The organism is Microcystis sp. M_QC_C_20170808_M3Col (genome assembly GCF_007095505.1).
In the GTDB taxonomy this organism is placed as follows: Bacteria; Cyanobacteriota; Cyanobacteriia; order Cyanobacteriales; family Microcystaceae; genus Microcystis.
Map to the genome: position 1 here is coordinate 1 of NZ_SFBY01000463.1, position 20503 is coordinate 20503.

Below are 20503 nucleotides of genomic sequence, written 5' to 3' on the forward strand. Positions count from 1 at the left end.
GCTAGATCCAATAAACGCTTGGGGAGAGAATACCTCTACTTTTTCAGAAGCAATTCTGTCTAAGCAAGTAATCTCTGTGAACCAAGAATCCCCGTCTCTTTAGAGCGGGGAGTGTCAACCTAAGAAAATATTCCAATCTCATTCAGAGTAGAACTAGCTTACCAATAATCGGCTATTAGTGAGCGAGGTTTTTTCTGGATTTATCACTGGGGTTAGTGTAGTTTAACCTAGCATTGTATCATTTTTCAAAAGTAATGACAGACTTAGTTGATCATTCCAAAGGGCAATTCCTCTCTCAGAGCCGAATTGCACTTTCAGATGTTAGTCACGATTATTGAAAATTGGTATTACTTACCCAAGTTTTGGTTATCTGATCAATAAAATAGCGAAATATGCAAGAAAACGGAACCACAGAGACTATTTATAAGTTTTCTAGTACCCTATCTCCTTCCGATCCCAGCTATGTGGATAGAAGGGCCGATCTAGAATTGTACCAAGCTCTGATGAACAGTCAGTATTGTTATATTTTCAATTCTCGCAAAATGGGCAAGTCGAGTTTGACAGTACGCATCCAAACTCAAATTGAAGCCCAAGGATTTGCCTGTTCCCGTATAGATTTAAATGAATTAGGGACATCAGTAGATCAATCTAGCTGGTATCAGTCCTTAATTCTTGAAATTGCCGAACAATTAAACCTAAACATGGCGGATTTAGAATCTTGGATCGCCAGTCAATCTGTTTCTAATGTTGGGTTACTTAGACAATTTATTAAAGAAATTTTATTGAGAAAAATTTCAACCAGCATTGTTATTTTTATTGATGAAATTGATGTGGTTAGAAAACTACCTTTTGCTACTGATGACTTTTTTGCTTACATTAGGTCTTGTCATGAAAAGCGAGTTGTTAATTCAGATTTTAATCGTATTTCATTTGTTTTAATTGGCACGGCTACCCCCAATCAATTAATTCAGGATAGTCAAAGAACTCCTTTCAATATTGGTAAAGCAATTGAATTAAATGGACTGTCGTTAGAAGATAACTGTCAACCCTTGATGCAAGGACTAGAAGGGTTGGGTGTTTCCCCTCAAGAAATTCTACAAGAAATTTTTAGCTGGACTAATGGTCAACCTTTTCTAACTCAAAAATTGTGTTATTTAATGGCCAAGTTTAAAGTTCAAATACCTCGGTCTCTCTTATCAGCTTGGATGCGAGATTTTGTTTATAAACACATTATTGATAACTGGGAAAAAAAAGATGAACCTGCTTTTTTATCAAGTATAAGAGAGCGACTTATTTATCATCCTGACCAAGGGTATTTACTAAGGGTTTATGCTAATGTTTTAAAAGGTAAATTGGTGAAAGCGAGTAACACACCAGAACATGATGAATTATTACTATCTGGATTAGTTATCGTCGATAATCAGGGCTATCTTAGAGTGGCTAATGCTATTTATCAGGCAATTTTTAATCAAAAATGGTTATATAATGTATTAGCAGCTAGTCGTCCTTATCAATCGGAAATTGCTAAGTGGGAAGACTCAAATTTTACCGATACAAGTTGTTTACTGACAGGGAAAAAGTTAGAAGAATCTAAAAAATGGCAAGAAGATAAAGAATTAGATAGTGTCGATTATCGTTTTTTAGCCGCATCTGAAAGCATTACTCGTCAAAAACAATCTCGTTTATTTATGGTGGCAGCGGGAATATTTACTACCATTGTTACAGGTTTACTTGGGTTGGGATTCTACCAGTCATGGCTGCTACCTTACTTTTATAAAATCCCCTATACTAAGGAGCCTCAACTATTTAGCCAAGGCGAAAAAAAGCTACTTATCAAACAGGAAAATTTTTATAAAGATCGGGGTATTTTGGCTTTTCAAGATGCTAATTATTTGGAAGCTAAACAGTTATTCAAAAAAGCCTATCTTGCTCATCCTGAAGATGCAGAAATCTTGATTTATTATAATAATGCTATCGCTTATTTAAGTAATAATTATGTGACTTTGGCGGTGGTTATTCCCAGTGGCAAAAAAAATGAAATTTCCCAAGAAATCCTTAAAGGTATTGCTCAAGCACAATATTTATTTAATAGCCAATTACCGACAAATGCGAATAACTTATTTTTAAATATCGTTATTGCCAATGATAATAATGATGAAAAAGTTGCTAAGATAGTCGCTAAGGAAATCGTTAAAGACCCCAAAGTTATTGGAGTAATTGGACATTATTCTAGTGAAGCCACCTTAGCGGCTTTACCTATCTATGAAAGAGCCAAAATTACTTTAATTTCTTCTACAAGTTCCTCGAATGTAATTGAGAGTGAATACTTTTTTAGAACCGTTATCACTAATGAAAAAATTGGTGAAACTTTAGCTAATTATGCCAGCCAACATGATCTAGATAAGGTAATTATTTTTAATAATTCTAACCAGATTGATAGCCAAGAACTTACTCAAGAGTTTCGTCAAGCTTTCCAAAAAAAAGGCGGTAAAATCACTAAAGTAATTGATTTAGCATCTTCCCTAGATATTGACGCAGAAGTTTTAAAAGCATTCTCCCAAGATCAAGTTAGAGGAATTGTCTTATTTCCCAGTTTGGAATCAGCTTCTGTGCTAGTAGAATTATCCCATACTCTTGAACAGTTGAACACCAGCACCACTCTAGATATGAAAAATAAGCTAGTTCTTTTAGGGAGTCATTCCATGTATGAACATGAAATGTTGGTTGATAGCGGTAAATTTATTGATAATTTAGTTTTGGCTGTGCCTTGGTTTTCCCATCTAATTAAGTCCCAAAATTTTGTCAGAGATGCTCAAGCTTTATGGAAAGAAGATATTAGCTGGCGAACCGCTACCAGTTATGATGCGGCCCAATCATTTATAGCTGCTATTAGAGCCTTGCAATCCCAGAATAAAATTTCTTCAGAGTTGATACAAGAATATTTAGAAAACCTCAATCTTTCGGCCAGTTTCACCTCAGGGAATTCCCTCAGGTTTGTAGATAATGAATCCGAATCTAATCGAGAACCAATTACTGTGAGGGTTAAGAGTAAGTTAGAAGCAAAACTTGAAAACTCAATTCAGTTTCACTTGGAATCTCAACGAGACTAATCAAGCAAGTCGTCAAAATATACTTGATACAAATTGCAACGCACCTCTAGGGTATCATAATTTTTGTCGATCAGTCCCAATCGTTCCAAAAATTGGACAGATTCTCCTTTCATTTGAGCCGGAGTCAGAGCTTTTTTCTGAATAATTTGCCTAAAAGTATTCCGTAGGTTAGCATTACTTTTCAGATATCTCATCAGTAGGAAAAAATGACTTTGAAATGGCTCTCGTCCCTGCAAGGCATCATCTAGAACCTTTTCTAGAGAATTCCCTTCTTGCAATTTTACCAAGATTAACTTAATTAAATAAGGATTACCTCCCACTAAGTTCATGACCTTGTTAACATCTGATAACGTCCAATTAATGCCATTAACTTGAGCGAAAGAGAGAACTTGTTCCGCATTAAAATCCGATAAACTAGCCACATAACCTACACCAATTAAGGGAGAGGCATAAAAATCGTAGTTGCTATAAAATTCCGTTGAATGAATAATAATTAAGCGCAGTTTCCGCCAAGGTGGGGAACGTCTTTCATGCCAACTTCTGAGAATACCACAAATTTCATTACCGAGGGTTTCAGTTTCCAAAATTGTATCAAATTTTTCAAAGACAAAAACCAGCGGATTAGCGCTGGGTTGGAGAACATATTCCTCTAAATATCGTCGAGTTTTGTGGGCAGGAGTTCCGGGACGAGACCAAAATTTATCGAGAAGAGATTCGTTAATCTTTAATTCTTGGGTAATGGTACGACAAATCGACAGCAGCAAGTCTTCACAACTAAGGGCAATAGTAGCTTTTTCCTCCTCACAATCAATGATAACTGGTTGATAATTATCTTGTTTGAGATGATGGACTAACCAATTAACTAAACGGGTTTTGCCACTATTATGAGGTGCGCGAATTCTTAGCAACGATTGTTCTTGCTGAAGAACTTTGAGACAATTTTCCTCCAGAGGTGGACGTTTTACATAATCTTTAATATAGGTCTGGTAATCCTGTTGTTTTTCCTCATCTAAAGAGGAGAAAATAGCAGCAATTGCGGGAGATTGATGTTTACTTTTGTTTGCCCACTCTTGATCAAAGCTCCTTAGGTTAGTTAAAATATCATGACCCCGTTGCCAAAAAGTAATTTGAAAAGTACGAATTTTTCCTTGATTATTGAGACGATGATCTTCCAAAATACCTAAAAATTTTTCGTTAAGATATTCCGTCAAAGCATCCCGAATTTGCCATAACTCCAGCCTTTGACCACATTTTTCTGTCAGCATTTCTAAAGCATTAAGTTCGGCTTGAATTTTCAATTTTTTCTCATTAATCCAGCTAAATTTAATAGCCAGATTTTCACAATTATCAACCTCGTAGTTAGCAAACTTTAACAGAGCATTAAGCAGATATTTGGTTCTTTGCCTGGGAATATCCCCATAAGTAACTTTTCTAGACATGATCTCAAGTTTAGTAATTAAGGACTTTGTTGGTAATTGAGAAATTTAAGTAATGATTTGGTTAGGGAATAAACTTAAAACAGTGAGTTTCCTATCCTCCTTTTTGAGTGCAAGCTTCGATCCCTTGTTTAACGGCGATGCTAAATCCAACCGTTCGGGAAAAATTTGACCTGCCAGTTCGCAAGTTTTCAATTGATGCCATTCAGGTGTAACAAGATTCATTGCGGAGGAAGATTTGGGCAGTGGAAACAGAAATAATCTTTGCCGCTGCCACTGATCCCAATATTCTCTGACTTGCTTACTCGAACGATAGCGGATTTTTCTAGAGGGTACCTCAAAAAATAGATTTACTTCAGCATTGCACCGCCTGAAACCCTTATGAAACCTTTGTTTATTCTCAATTGGTGCGAATATTTTCTCAATAAGTCCAATTGATGCGAGGTAGACAACCTTGACCACATCTCTCAAAAAAATTTTCCGCAAAACCCCGAAGTTCCCCAAGGTTTTTCTCCACCCCCAAGTTACTCAAACTCCAGTCTGGGATAGCAATTGAGGGCAAGAAAAATTAGCCGTTGACTGTGGGTGTACCCACAATGGAATAATCAACCACAACAAGGTTCAGATTTTCTTATAGTCTTTTCACCCTTGCTATGGCAGCACTTTGACCGCTATCTGCCTGGCTATTTTGTGCCGAATTAGACAATTCCACTGGATGACCGAGTATGACTAAAATTGCTGATATTGCCTACGTTACCTATCAACATCCGGATTTAGACCTCTGTGAACGTTTTTTGACGGATTTTGGCCTGATTACCGCGGTTAAAACCGATACAGCCTTGTATATGCGAGGTAGAGGCAAAAAACAGTTTGTCTATGTCGTAGAATGGGGAAAAGAAGCTAAATTTGTCAGTTTTGCCCTAGAAGCGACATCAGAATCCGTTTTACATGAACTAGCCACTTTAGCCTCCGCTTCTCCTGTGGAAAGGATGTTCACCCCTGGTGGGGGTCAGCGCATCAAAATTATTGACCCCAACGGTTTTAACCTAGAATTGGTCTACGGTATCGAGGAAGTGGAACCTTTGCCGATTCCTGAACCCTTGCAATGGAATCACGCTAGTCAGAAAACCCGTTTAGGTCGCACCCAAAGGCCGAAAAAAGAACCCGCACCTATTTTACGTCTAGGTCATCTAGCTATTGATGTCAAAGACTTTGAGGAAAGCTATCACTGGTATCAGCAGACTTTTGGCTTAAAAGCAACAGATTTAATTTATTACGGCCATCCCAGTTTACGAGTCGGGGGTTTTCTTCGTTGTCAACGGGGAGAGGAATGGGTTGATCATCACACCATCGCCATGTTGCAAGGTTCTCACCCCAAAGTCCATCATACTGCCTTCGAGGTGCAAGATTTTGACTCTATTAAAATCGGCCACGATTGGTTACGAGAAAAAGAATGGACTCCTGTGTGGGGAATTGGTCGCCATTTGTTGGGAAGTCAAGTGTTTGACTATTGGCAAGATCCTTTCGGTAGCCTCATTGAACATTTTACCGATGGAGACCTTTTCGAGCAAACTACCGAGCCAGAACTTCACGCGGGTGGGTTAGATATTCTCTATCAATGGGGACCGGCCATTCCCGAAAGTTTTTTAGGTTAAACCGTTGAAAACGTCTTATAAAAGGGGTTAGATGATGAATATTGCTGAAATATTTCAAAAAAGACGCTCTACTCGTAAATTTCGCACCGATGCCATTCCCGAAGAAATTTTAGCGGAAATTTTTCGTTTAGGATTCCAAGCACCCTCTAGTTATAATTTGCAACCATGGCGATTTATTGTGGTTAGAGAACCAGAAAATAAGGCAAAATTGCGAGAATTCGGCTTTGAACAAGATAAATTGGTCGATGCACCCGTGGTTTTAATCTGTTGTGGCGATCGCCAAGTTAACCATCGTGGTTACATTAATCAAGTGATTGAGTTAGGAAAGCAAGAGGGGACGATTTCCGAAAAACGGGCCAAGTTCATGCACATGGCCATTCCGCCTTTTTTCCAATTTAAACCCTGTTATCAGTCTCCAGAAGCTTGGAGCAACCGACAAGTTATGATTGCGGTTACTTATCTCATGATAGCGGCGCAAAGCTTGGGGGTGGATAGTTGTCCCCTAGAAGGATTTGTGGCTAAACCCTTGCGCGAGTATTTCCAAATTCCCGATACGGTCGATGTCTGTTGTCTGTTGGCCCTGGGATACGCTGATGAACCTTTGAGCGAGTATGGGGGACGTTTTGGGACTCAGAAGCTCTGCTATGGCGAAATTTACGGAGAAACCTTTAATTTAAGCCCAAATCACCCCTAGAATTCCATTCGCTCTCCGTCACCAGAAACTTGTCTCGGTGCGAGGGGATTAAATCTTTGTCTTCGATTCCATTTAATAATGAGGAGTGAAACAATGACCCTTTGTTTAGATACTAAGCTTAATTTGTCAGAAATAAGCAATTTAGTCGAAATTATTCGTTATCGCGCCCAATACCAACCCCAAAAAACTGCTTATACCTTTTTAGTCGATGGGGAAACCGAAGAAAAACGCCTTACCTACGGGGAATTATTTCGAGAAGCTCAAGCGATCGCAAATATTCTACAATCGATTCTATTACCGGGAGAACGAGTTTTATTAGCATACCCTTCGGGATTAGAGTTTATTAGTGGGTTTTTCGGCTGTTTATTAGCAGGAGTAGTGGCAATTCCAGTTAATTTGCCCAAGAAAAACCAAAAGATGGCTCGCTTAACTTCTATTCTTAATAATTCGCAAGCAAGCTTACTTTTAAGCACACAATCGGAATTAGCCCAATTAAAAACACAACTAGACAGAGATATTCCCTTTCTAGCTACGGATAGCTTAATCGGCAAAAGTTTAGCCGAAGACCACCCCACTCAGATAAAAGCAGATACCTTAGCCTTTTTACAATACACCTCTGGTTCCACGGGGACTCCCAAAGGAGTGATGGTCAATCACGAGAATCTTTTGACCAACCTCCGAGATTTAGATTTAGGCTGGGAACACGATGAAAAGAGCGTTATGGTGACATGGTTGCCAACTTTTCATGATATGGGGCTAATTTATGGCATTTTACTGCCTTTTTATCGAGGATTTCCCTGTTATCTAATGTCTCCGGTTTCCTTTTTACAACGTCCTTTCGGTTGGTTAAATGCCATCAGCAAATACAAGGCCACCCACACTGCCGCCCCTAATTTTGCCTATAAACGTTGTCTTGACAAGATTAAAGAGGAGCAGCTAACGGATTTAGACTTAAGCAGTTGGAAAGTGGCTTTAAATGGCGCAGAAACCGTAAGAATGGAAATTTTAAGCGAATTTGCTCGTAAATTTGCCCCCTGTGGTTTTGAGTTGGCCGCCTTTTGTCCGGGTTATGGTTTAGCCGAGGCCACCTTAAAAGTTGCTGCTGTCAGGAAAAATCAAGTTCCTCAAATCTGCTGGGTGGAAAAAGCCGCTTTAAACCGTCATCAAATCGTTTTTACGGAAAAAAACCCAAATTCTCAACCCTTAGTCAGTTGTGGACAAACAGAAATCGACACAGAAATTGCCATTGTTAATCCTGAAACCTGTCAACGCTGTACCTCCCAGCAGGTGGGAGAAATTTGGGTGAAAGGCAAAACCGTTGCCCAAGGCTATTGGCAACATCCCGAAGCTACAGAAAAAACTTTTCAAGCAGTTATCGCCGATGCTGGACAGGGTTTTTATTTGCGTACAGGGGATTTAGGTTTTATTCATCAGGGTCAACTATACATCACCGGACGCTTGAAAGACCTGATGATTATTCGCGGCGGTAACTACTATCCCCAGGATATCGAACAGACCGTAGAACAATGCTATCCCGACTTTTGCCCCAGTGGAACTGCCGCCTTTACCGTAGAAATCGAGGCAGAAGAAAAGTTAGTCCTAGTTCAAGAGGTAGAAAGAACGGCAATTCGCCGTTTTAACCAGCAAAAAGCCCTAGAAGCAGTTCGTCGAGCCGTTTTTCAAGAACACGAATTGCAAGTTTATGATATCGCTTTTATCAAACCCGCATCTCTGTCCAAAACTTCTAGCGGCAAAATTCAACGCCACGCTTGCCGTCAACAGTATTTAAACCAGCAACTTCCACTAATTTCATCCCCTATGCCGACGCTAACCCCCCCCCTCAGCAGTCACCAAGCTGACCCCACAACCGCTAGTCAAGAAAAAACCGAGCAAATCTTGACTTGGTTGCGAGATTACGCCAAAACTCGCATTAATTCCCATCTGATTGATGACCGTCGTTGTGTGCCGCCCTATATTGTCATGGATTTTGGCAATCAAGGACTGATGGGAATGCAGATTCCTGAAGAATACGGGGGAATAGCCCTTAATAATCGCAATTTTCTCCAGGTGATGGAACAATTAGCCGCCATTGATTTAACCTTGGCGACGATGGTGAGTCTCAATAACAGCTTAGGTATCCGTCCGCTGCTCAACTACGGGACTATTTCCCTCAAGCAAGAATTATTACCTCTTTTAGCGACAGGAAGACAATTATCCTCCTTTGGCATGACGGAACCCGAAGCAGGAGCGAATATCGGGGCAATTAGTACCGTTGCGGTGCCAGATGGTCGAGATAAATGGCGAATTCGCGGCATTAAGCGTTGGAATGGTTCCGCTTGGGCCGGAATGATTAATGTTTTTGTCCGTTTGCTTGATTCGGAAGAACCGGGGAATAACGGTTTGACAGGTTTTCTTGTCCGTCAAGGTACCCCCGGTCTGCGTTTGGGACCTGAATCCCTAACTATGGGATTACGGGGAATTATGCAAAATGCCATCTATTTTGAGGATGTTTTAGTCACTAAAGAGCAATTGCTGGGAGAATTGGGCAATGGCACTGAACCCGCCGACGATGCTTTACTTTATGCCCGTTTAGGCATTGGCATGATGGGAGTTGGCGGCATGAAACGCTGTTTACAATTAATGTTACGTTATGCCAGCCGTCGTTCGATCGCTACCGGTAAATTACTAGAAAGTCCGATTACTTTAGCCCGTTTTGACCATTTAACTGGGGCTACTGTGGCCTTGTCCAGTCTCTTAAAGTGTATTACCACCGCATTAGACCAAAAAGTTGCCGTTCCCAGGGAAATGGCCGTTATTGCCAAGATTACGGGGGCTGATTACCTCTGGGAAGCGGCCGATAGTCTTGTTCAGATGCTGGGGGGTAGAGGTTACATGGAAACTAATCTTGCCCCGCAAATTCTCCGGGATGCCAGAGTTTTACGAATTGGCGAAGGTCCTAACGAGAGTTTGAAAATCTTTTTGGGCAAAAGTATCACCCATACGGACAAATTAGGCGAATTTCTGACAAAAGTTCTGGAAGCGCCCGAAATTGCCCTGCAACTCCACAGCACTGCCCAATCTATTAATCAGCGTTGTCTCCAGTCTAATCTCTGGGGTGATCGTTCTGCCGCCTTAGCTTGGGCTTATTCTTTAATCGGAGAATTGGGTTGTTACGCCGCTTTAGTAGCAACAACGGCGAAAATGGCCCAAATTCACCCCGGGGAAAAGTACAGTCATGCCCTAGCTTGGAGTCAATTGCAGTTTGATTTATGTGTGCAGAAAGCTCTCCGGGGAACACCCGAAGAAAACTTTGCTTCTTCGGTGGCGACTATCCGCGATCGTATCCTCGATTATACTCAATCTATTGATGATATCGAACAACGTCTAGACGGTTCCGATTATCAACTCGACGAGTTATTGATGTTGGAACCAGAAGCTAAACAGACTCATCCTCAAGCTGAAACTTCTCTGGTCGAAATTGCTAGTCAACCGCCCCAGGACCGAGTAAATATCCCCTCTAGTCCGAAAAAGTCCCTTCTTAGCCAACAAACTCCCGAAAAGGTGGAAATGTGGTTAGGTAATTGGTTACACCAGAAATTAAAGGTCAATCCAGCCACTATCCAAACCAGCCAGTCTTTTGCTGATTTTGGCTTAGATTCAATTTTTGCCGTGGAATTAGCCCAAGATCTTGCCGATTGGTCGGGAATTCCCGTCGAAGCCACCATTGTTTGGAATTATCCCACTATTGATAGTTTGGCAGAATATTTAGCTAACCAGATTAATCAAAGCAATATCGCAGCTGAATTGGCAAATAATCGAGAAAAAAGCGAAATTTTAGCAATTTTACCCCAAATATCCGAAGAAGAAATCTCTGCCTTCTTTAGTTAATCGCTGGTGGGGATAGGATAGCTAATTTCCCTTGACCTATCCCCCACCTCAGAGTCATGGGGACAATTGTGACTATGCCACTAAATTTTCCCATCCCGACAGTATCAAGGTTTTTCCTGCTTATCCGTGACTTTTTCCCACGCATAACCTGAGATGAAAGTGACATAACAAGAGTTGTTAGCAATATGAATCAACAAAAACAAGCTTTTTTAGAACAATACAAACACCTCGATGCAATGGTCAAAGCGCAAACCGAACCCATCGCTATTGTGGGGATAGGCTGTCGTTTTCCCGCAGGAGTCAATGATTCCGAGAGTTATTGGCAGTTATTGGTTAATGGCATCGATGCAGTAACGGAAATTCCTCTAGAACGTTGGAATATTGCTGATTATTATCACCAAGATGCCGATGTTCCGGGTAAAATGTATAGTCGGGAAGGGGCATTTTTAGACAAAGTTGACGAATTTGACCCAGCTTTCTTCGGCATCTCACCCCGGGAAGCCGCCGCCATGGATCCGCAACAACGGTTACTGTTAGAAGTCTGTTGGGAATCCCTAGAAAATGCGGCTATTGCGCCAGAAAGTTTGATTAATAGTCAAACTGGCGTATTTATGGGCATTTTTCGCGATGATTATGCCCAATTGTGTTTTCATCAAGGCGTAGTCAATCACATTGATGCTTACAACAGTTTAGGAACCAGTCGCGCTATTGCCGTCGGCAGAATCTCTTATCTATTTGGGTTTCACGGTCCGACTCTGCAAATTGATACGGCCTGTTCCTCCTCCCTCTTGGCAGTACATTTGGCCTGTCAAAGTCTGCGCGGCCAAGAATGTAATCTCGCTTTAGCGGGGGGGGTAAATCTGATGTTAACCCCGGCCACTGCGATTAGTAATTGTAAGTTAAAAGCCGTTTCTCCCCAGGGTCGTAGTAAAACCTTTGATGCTTCGGCCGATGGTTATGGTCGGGGCGAAGGTTGCGGTGTCGTGGTCTTAAAACGTCTCAGTGATGCTCTCCGAGATGGCAATCTCATTTTCGCCCAAATTCGCGGTTCGGCTGTCAATCACGATGGAAAAAGTAATGGCTTAACCGCCCCCAATGGTCAGGCACAGGAAGCTTTACTCAGACAAGCCCTCGAAAGAGCGAAAATTCAACCTAAAGATCTGCAATACGTCGAAGTTCACGGTACAGGTACATCTTTAGGAGATCCCATCGAGGTTTTATCCTTAGGGAAAATTTATGGCCAGGGTCATAGTCAAGATAACCCCCTGATTTTGGGAACCGTGAAAACTAATATGGGGCATCTGGAAGGAGCCGCGGGGATTGCGGCGTTAATTAAGACAGTTTTACAGTTACGAAATCAGCAAATCGCCCCTAATCTTCATTTTAAGAACCCTAATCCCTATATTCCCTGGGAAAAGCTGCCGGTCAAAATCCCCACCACTCTTACCCCTTGGTTGGTCAGAGAAGGAGTCCGACGGGCTGGAGTGAGCGCTTTTGGGATGAGTGGTACTAACGTCCATTTAATCGTTGAGGAAAGCAATTTTGAGCGGCTTGGTGACGAAAAACCTCATTTAGAACGTCCTTGTCATTTAATTACCCTTTCGGCGAAAAGTGAGCCGGCCTTACGGGAATTAGCTCAACGCTACTACGATTTTTTAGGTCAAAATTCCCAGACGGTTATGGCAAATCTGGCCTATACCGCTAATACTGGGCGATCGCATTTTGAGCATCGTTTAGCTATTCCCTTTGTGGCTCAAAAACAGCTTGAGCAAGCTTTAAAAGACTTTATTAGGGGTGAAAATCGCTTTTCAGGTCAAAAAAGTCTTTTAACCTCGAAAAAAGCCCCTAAACTGGCTTTTATGTGTACGGGACAGGGTTCACAATATCCCGGAATGGCCAGGGAACTCTACGAAACGCAACCGACTTTTCGCCAAACTTTAGAGAAATGTGACGAAATTTTACGGAGCTATGGGGTGAAATCCTTACTGCAAGTGTTATATGGTGACGAAAAAACCAGTCAGTTGATTAATCAGACTTTTTACAGTCAAATTACCCTATTTTCTCTGGAATATGCCCTCGCCCAACTCTGGTTATCTTGGGGAGTGAAACCCGATGCTCTCATCGGTCATAGTTTAGGGGAATATGTGGCCGCTTGTTTAGCGGGAGTCTTTAGCTTAGAAGACGGTTTGAAGTTAATTGCCCATCGGGGACGCTTAATGCAGACATTACCGAAAAACGGCATAATGGCGGCAATTTTTACCGATTCCGACACCGTGACCAATCATCTGAGGAAGATTAGGGGCATCTGTACCATTGCTGCGGTCAATAGTCGAGAAAATACAGTCATTTCTGGCGAAACTGAGGCTATTAACCATTTAATCACTAACTTTAATCAGAGAGGCATTGAAAGTCAGACTTTAGGGGTTTCCCATGCTTTCCATTCTCCCTTAATGACGGGTATGGTGGGGGAATTTGCCAAGATTGCCGAAACTATCACCTATCATTCTCCGCATCTTCCCCTTATTTCTAATCTGACTGGGGATGTTATCGATGCAGAGATAGCAACTTCCCAATATTGGGTTAATCATCTACTTTCTCCCGTAGAGTTTGCCCGGGGTATAGAAAGATTAGGAGAGTTAAATACGGAAATATTCCTAGAAATTGGCCCAAAAACCACCTTAATTAGCCTAGGTCAGCAAAATCTCCCTGAGCGAGGTCTCTGGTTAGCTAGTTTATCGCCAAAACAGTCAAATTGGGAAACCCTACTCCAAAGTTTAGCGACCCTTTATGTAAAAGGGGTCAAAATTGACTGGAATGGATTCGACCTGGATTATTTACGCGAAAAAATCCCCTTACCGACCTATCCCTTCCAAAGAAAACGCTATTGGTTAGATTACATTGATTCTCAGCTAAAAACCCCGACAGTAGCAGCTTTCCACCCTCTCCTACAGCAACCGCTGCATCTATTGGGGTCAAAGGATGTTCACTATCAATCCTCTCTTTCTCCGTGCTATCCGAGCTATCTGCAAGAACATCAAGTTTTTGGCCAGGTAGTTTTCCCGGCTGCGGCCTATCTAGAGATGATTATAGTGGCAGCCGGTCAACAATATCCCAATCAGCGGTTTACTATTGGTCAATTGAGTCTGAATCGACCCTTAATTTTCTCAGAAAACCAGAGTAAAAAGGTACAGTTAAGCTTACTAGCGGGGGGACAATTTCAGATTCTCAGTCTTGGGGAAGGGGAAGTTTCCCTACTGCATCTATCGGGTAATTTAACCAATGAAAACCAGGACTTACCCAGCTGCAATTGCACAGATATCCGGAACCGTTGTCACCAAAAAATCGAAATTGCACAGCATTATCAGGACTGTTCAAGTAAAGGAGTGAACTACGGGGAAAGTTTTCGAGTTATCCAGGAACTTTACCGCAATCAGTCCGAAATTGTCGCAAAAATTCAACTTTCTTCCCATCTACTCTCGCAAGCGGTGGATTACCAGCTACATCCTGTCTTACTTGATGGTTGCTTTCACGCTATGTCGGCACTATTTCCTGCGGGGAATACCACCTATCTTCCCACTAATATTGATCGATTGACCTTTTCGGGAGTTAAGGACACCTCTATATACTGTCATGGTCGCTTCAGCCATAGCAATTGGGAAAACGGCATCTTAATCGCTGATTTGACTATTTTCAGCGAATCGGGTCAATTAATTAGCCAAATTGACGGATTAACCTTTCAACAGGCCCGGCCAGAAACCCTCTTTTCCCAGACCAACCACCTCAATGATAGTTTATACGAAATTACTTGGCAAGCCACGGACTTGACGGGAATGGATTGGACAGAAACAGGAGATTGGTTAATTTTTGCTGACAAAAAGGGAGTGGGGCAACAATTAGCCGAAAAATTGGTGCAACAAGGGCATAGATGCCAACTTATCACCGAAAACAATCGCCAGACTTGGCAATATCTCCTCAAAAAACCCTATCAAGGTCTAATTTATCTCTGGGGAATCGATGACGACCAAGCTTTAGAAAATAATCAAAACCTAGCGGCCACTCAAGAGCGAATTTGTGGAACTTTGCTGGAAATAGTGCAAGAACTAGGCAAAATAGAGGTTAATCACTCTCCTCGCCTCTATATTGTCACCCAATCGGCTCAATACATTCCTTCTCAGCCCACAGTGATTGCCCTTGCCCAAAGTTCCCTCTGGGGATTAGGACGGACTATTGCCCTAGAACACCCAGAATTGCGCTGTCTGTGTCTAGATGGAGATAAATTTCAGGATAGCCACACCTTAGCCCTAGAGGTGTTCCAATCTTTACAAAGTTCGGAGGAGGAAAATCAAATCGTTTGGCGGCAAGGCCAGAGCTATGTAGCTCGTTTAGGGCGATTTATCCCGAAATCGTCGCTAAAAAACCGAGAAATTGCCGAAAATGCCACCTATCTTATTAGTGGTGGTCTAGGCGCCTTAGGGCAGCAAGTGGCTAATTGGTTAAGGAAAAAAGGAGCAACATCCCTCGTCTTACTAAGTCGCCGGGGAATAACTCCAGAAACCCAACCAATTATAGACCAATGGCGACAAGAGGGAACCAATGTAGAAGTTTTTGCCGCCGACGTTAGCGACTTTGGCCAAATGCGTCGGGCTTTTGAGATAATCGAGCAACAGTTACCCCCCTTAAAAGGCATTATTCACACGGCCGGGGTGTTAGAGGATGCCAGCTTATCCAAACAGACTTGGGAGAAATTTGAGCGCGTCTTTTCCCCCAAAATACTCGGCGCTTGGAATTTGCATCTCCTCAGTCAAGAAGTTGATTTAGACTGGTTTATTAGTTTTTCCTCGATGGCCTCGGTGTTAGGGTCTTCTGGACAGAGTAATTATGCTAGTGCTAATGCCTTTTTAGATAGTCTAGCCCATTATCGTCAAGCGCAAGGACTGCCGGCCCTGACCATTAATTGGGGTCCCTGGGCAGAGGGTGGTATGGCCGAAAATTTAGGCGAAAAAGCGAAAAAAAGGCTAATTAAACAGGGTTTTACCCCTCTTGATCCCCAAAAATGTTTGCATCTCCTCGAAACATTGCTGAAGACTTCTCGGACACAGGTAACTGTCGCTTCTCTCAATTGGAATAGCTTTTTTAACAGTTTCGAGAATCAAAAAATTCCACCTTTATTACGAGATTTCCAGAGTTTTTCAGCCCAAAAATTAACCCCAGACAATAATTTTATTGATGTCTTAATGACAGTACCAATTGAGGAGCGTTTTGCGGCTTTGACTGCTCATGTTCAAGGGATTGTAGCGAAAATTCTCGGTATTCCGGCTAGAGAATTTACCAAAGTTGACCAAGGTTTTTTTGAGTTGGGAATGGATTCTTTAATGACGGTGGAATTACGCAATTGTTTAGCCAAGGATTTAGGTAAATCTCTGGCGGCAACTATCACTTTTAAATACCCAACAGTGACCAGTTTGGTCGATTATCTGGTAGCTGAAGTTATTGACCTTGACTTTAGTTTAAAACCCTTAGCAATAGGAGCAAATCAAGATAGCAATCTTGATCCCCTCAACGAAGAAGATTTATCCCTAGAAGAATTGTCCGATTTACTGCTACAGGAGTTAAATTCCTTGAGTTAGAAAAGCAGACCTCAAACCCTATCTAAATAACCTGTTTACCATGACACAAATACCTGCCAAACCTGATCAACTGAGCTTAATAAAAGATGCCTTAAATCAAATTAAGGTCTTAAAAACTAAGCTACATACCCTAGAAAAAGCCAAGAATGAACCAATTGCAATTATTGGTATGTCCTGTCGCTTTCCCCAGGGAGCTAATTCCCCGGAAACTTTTTGGGAATTATTGCAATCAGGAACCGATGCCATCAGCGAAATTCCGCCGCAACGCTGGAATATTGACAATTATTACGATCCTAAACCCGATGCGAGGGGAAAAGTCTATACCCGTCACGGTGGCTTCTTAAATCAACCGATAGATCAATTTGACGCTGATTTTTTTGGTCTTTCTCCCCGGGAGGTGGCACAAATGGATCCGCAACAGCGGTTACTGCTGGAACTAGCCTGGGAAGCTCTGGAAAATGCGGGAATATCACCCTTAAATCGGCGAGGAAGTCAAACTGGGGTATTTATAGGCATGATGACTCAAGATTACTCCCATTTTAGCCATCATCCCGATCTGATTGATGCCTATACGGGAACGGGAAATGCTAAAAGTGTAGCTTCAGGACGTTTATCCTATCTTTTTGGATTTCATGGCCCAACTTTAACGGTTGATACTGCTTGTGCCTCCTCTTTAGTCGCTGTTCATTTAGCTTGCCAAAGTTTACGCAATAACGAGTGTGAAGTTGCCCTAGCCGGGGGAGTCAACCTAATGTTAACTCCCTTCGTTACTATCATGGAATCCCGCGCCCAGATGTTGTCTCCTGACGGTCGTTGTAAAACCTTTGATAAAACAGCAAATGGCTATGTGCGGGGAGAAGGCGGCGGTATTATAGTTTTAAAGTCTTTATCTGCGGCTATTCGGGATAATAACTTGATTTTAGGACTAATTAAAGGTTCGGCCGTTAACCATGGCGGTATGAGTAGCGGTTTAACAGTTCCCAATCAACTTAGTCAAGAACAATTGATTCGTCAGGCTTTAAAAAATGCTCAGGTAAAGCCAGAGGACATTAGCTATATTGAAGCCCATGGAACTGGCACTTCTTTGGGCGATCCCATTGAATTAGGCGCATTATCGACAGTTTTTGCTAAAAATCCCCAACCGGTTTGGGTTGGTTCCGTCAAAACTAATATCGGCCATCTAGAAGCGGCCGCTGGTATTGCCGGACTGATGAAAGTGATTTTATGCTTGCAACATCGACAAATTACCCCCCATCTCCACTTCCAGCAACCGACACCCCATCTAGACTGGGAAAATCAGCCGCTGAAAGTTCCGACTAAAAACCGTGAATGGGTTAGTGAAAATTCTTCTCGTTTAGCTGGAGTTAGTTCTTTTGGCTTAAATGGCACTAATGCCCATATTATTCTCGAAGAATACCCTTACGAACCTCAAACGACTGCGGCAGCTGATTCATCGCCCTATCTGTTCACCCTCTCAGCCAAGACCGAATCGGCTTTAATCAAACTAGCCCAAAAATACGCAAATTACCTAGAAAATGCTAACAATATTGCTTTAAGCTCCATTTGTGCTACTAGCAATCGCAGTCGCTCCCAATTACCCCATCGTTTCACCTGTATTGTCTCTAGTCACTGCCAACTTCAAGAAAAATTAACCGCTTTCGTTCAGGGTGAACCGAGTTCTTTTCGCCAAAAAAGTGAATTTAGTGGCAAAAATCGGGCAAAAATTGCCTTTCTCTTTCCGGGACAGGGTTCTCAATACCCGGGTATGGGAAGGGAACTATACCAATCCTATCCTCTATTTCGTCAAACACTCGATCGCTGTGATCAAATTCTCCGTCAATATGGGGACTATTGCCTAACGGAGATTATTGACCAAGAAAATCATCTCAATCAAACTTTTTACACCCAACCTGCCCTATTTGCTCTCGAATACGCCCTTTTTAAACTCTGGGAATCCTGGGGAATTACCCCCCATGGGGTCATGGGTCATAGTTTAGGGGAATATGTGGCCGCCTGTGTTGCTGGAGTCTTTAGTTTAGAAGATGCCTTAAAATTAGTCTTCTATCGGGCTAAATTGATGGATTCTGTGGGAAAAAGTGGCTCAATGGTCGTTATCTCCGCTAGTGAAGCTGAAATTAGTCCCTTAATTGTTCCCTATCAATCTCAGGTAGCTATTGCCGCTATTAATGGTCAGGATAATATTGTCCTCTCCGGTGCTGCAGAGACCATAGAAACCCTGGTAAAACAGCTTCAGGTCAAAAATCTGAAAATTACCCCGTTAAATGTCTCTCAAGCTTTTCATTCCCCTCTGATGGAGGAAATTTTAGACGAGTTCCGACAAATTGCTGAAACTATCACCTATCATCCCCCCCAACGAGCCTTAATTTCTAACCTTAATGGCAACTTAGTCAATTTTGAGGTCACTACTGCCGATTATTGGTGTCGTCATCTCCGGTCTTCTGTTCGCTTTGCCGATGGGATAAAAACCTTACTGGACAACGGTTATGAGGTATTTGTCGAATGCGGCCCCCATCCCGTTTTATCGGCCATGGGCAGCGTAGTGGATAAAAATCATCCCTGTCTTTGGTTGCCCAGTTTGCGTCGTCAAACCTCTGACCGACAACAGATCCTCGAGAGTGTCAGTCAGCTTTATCTGCGGGGATTCGCCCTGAATTGGCAAGAGATAACGGCCAATCAAGACAGTAAACCCTGTATCTTACCGACCTACACCTTTGAAAGAAGTAGTTATTGGCTAAAAACAGGCGAAAACACTTTACCTTTAACCCTGATTACCAATTCTTCCCCCTCAATTGAACAGTTATTGGACCGAGGCGACTTGACCGCAGAAGAAGCGCAATTATTGCCTAAATTGTCGAAATATCTCCTAGAAACACCTCCTCAACCGCCAGAAGTTGTCAAAACCACCACTGCATCATCTTCTGGTCATCTAATTACCCTTGACTCTCTTTTGGCCACACCCGCAGAGCAACAGCTTAAACAACTAGAAACCTACATTATCGGTGTTTTAGAACAGATTACCGGTTTATCCATGATCAAGCTACATACCAAGCAACCGCTCTCTAGTTTAGGCTTAGATTCTCTCATGTCCAGTCAATTACGACGTCAACTAGAGGAGGATTTAAAAATTATTGTTCCCGTGGAATACCTAACGGGATTGAGTATTGAGCAGTTTTTACCGCAAATATTCAACTTAATCACCCAAAACTCCCAACCTGCAACTAGCAACAAAACTCCTCTCCCCTCAAAACAGAAAAAACCAATCAGGACGACTAAAGCCGAAAATATCTCTAATGATCCGAAACTTTGGCTAATTCGTAAACAAGCTAATCCTAACGCCCGCATTCGTCTATTTTGTTTTCCCTACGCCGGTGGGGGTGCCTCCGTATTCCAAAATTGGCTGAATTACTGCCCCACGCAAGTGGAATTTTGGGCGATTCAACTACCCGGACGCGAAACGCGCCTTCAGGAAACTGCGATTACATCGCTAAAATCCCTGATTAATCGTCTCATTCCGATTCTGACTCCCTATTTAGACCAACCTTATGCTTTTTTTGGTCATAGCATGGGTTCTTTAATCAGTTTTGAATTAACCAGAGAATTAGCGAAAACTCGGCAAAATCTGCCCCAACATTTATTTATGTCTGGATTTCGAGCGCCTCAAATTGTCAATCCCGATTTACCCATTCATCGTCTGGGAGATGAGCAATTTTTAGCAGCTTTAGGTCATTTTCAAGGAACTCCGGAAACTCTCCTCAAAAATCCCGATTTAATGGCGGCTTTTTTACCAATTTTACGAGCAGATTTCAAACTCCTAGAGACCTATTCTTATCAACAAGGTCAACCCTTAAATTGTCCTATTACCGTTTTTGGAGGCGACAACGATGCCAAGGTTTCTGCACCTCAATTACAACAATGGCAACTGCAAACCAATCAAGATTTTGTCCTGCATACCTTACCAGGAGGACATTTCTTTATCAATCAACATACGGAGAAAATTATGAAAATAATTTGCCAAAGTTTACGAGAGTTTCCTGAACAAATGACTGCCTAATTAACCAATTATTCAAGGGAG

Annotated in this window: 8 protein-coding genes; 6 read left to right on the forward strand and 2 right to left on the reverse strand. The window is 42.1% G+C overall.

What is annotated here, in order from left to right; translation table 11 throughout:
• Positions 1-392 precede the first annotated feature (392 nt).
• Positions 393-3110 carry an AAA-like domain-containing protein gene (locus tag EWV84_RS21310; RefSeq protein WP_287079911.1) on the forward strand — a complete coding sequence of 906 codons (2718 nt, stop codon included), beginning with the start codon at positions 393-395 and terminating at the stop codon, positions 3108-3110.
• Here the strand turns inward: EWV84_RS21310 and EWV84_RS21315 are convergent.
• Positions 3107-4549, reverse strand: a complete 1443-nt coding sequence (locus EWV84_RS21315; protein WP_287079914.1) for an AAA-like domain-containing protein — start codon at positions 4547-4549, stop codon at positions 3107-3109. The two genes, EWV84_RS21310 and EWV84_RS21315, sit on opposite strands and share 4 nt — an antisense overlap.
• 45 nt (positions 4550-4594) lie before the next feature.
• A complete protein-coding gene (locus tag EWV84_RS21320) occupies positions 4595-5017 on the reverse strand; it encodes a hypothetical protein (protein WP_286826610.1) in 423 nt (140 codons plus the stop codon).
• Positions 5018-5271: 254 nt separating this feature from the next.
• Here EWV84_RS21320 and EWV84_RS21325 point away from each other — a divergent pair, with 254 nt between their 5' ends.
• The 5 genes from EWV84_RS21325 to EWV84_RS21345 all read left to right on the forward strand — a co-directional run bounded on the left by EWV84_RS21325 (position 5272) and on the right by EWV84_RS21345 (position 20482).
• Entirely contained in the window at positions 5272-6201 is a 930-nt protein-coding gene (locus tag EWV84_RS21325; protein ID WP_286826611.1) for a VOC family protein, read from the forward strand.
• Between the two features lie 31 nt (positions 6202-6232).
• Entirely contained in the window at positions 6233-6895 is a 663-nt protein-coding gene (locus EWV84_RS21330; protein ID WP_002776854.1) for a nitroreductase family protein, read from the forward strand.
• A gap of 93 nt (positions 6896-6988) precedes the next feature.
• Complete coding sequence (locus EWV84_RS21335) at positions 6989-10783, forward strand: AMP-binding protein (protein WP_287079915.1); 3795 nt, start codon at positions 6989-6991, stop codon at positions 10781-10783.
• A 185-nt stretch (positions 10784-10968) separates the two neighbouring features.
• Positions 10969-16410: a type I polyketide synthase gene (locus tag EWV84_RS21340; RefSeq protein WP_287079917.1), complete on the forward strand. Its 5442-nt coding sequence runs from the start codon at positions 10969-10971 to the stop codon at positions 16408-16410.
• Positions 16411-16450: 40 nt separating this feature from the next.
• On the forward strand, positions 16451-20482 hold the full coding sequence (locus EWV84_RS21345; RefSeq protein WP_287079918.1) for a beta-ketoacyl synthase N-terminal-like domain-containing protein: 4032 nt from the start codon (positions 16451-16453) through the stop codon (positions 20480-20482).
• Positions 20483-20503 lie beyond the last annotated feature (21 nt).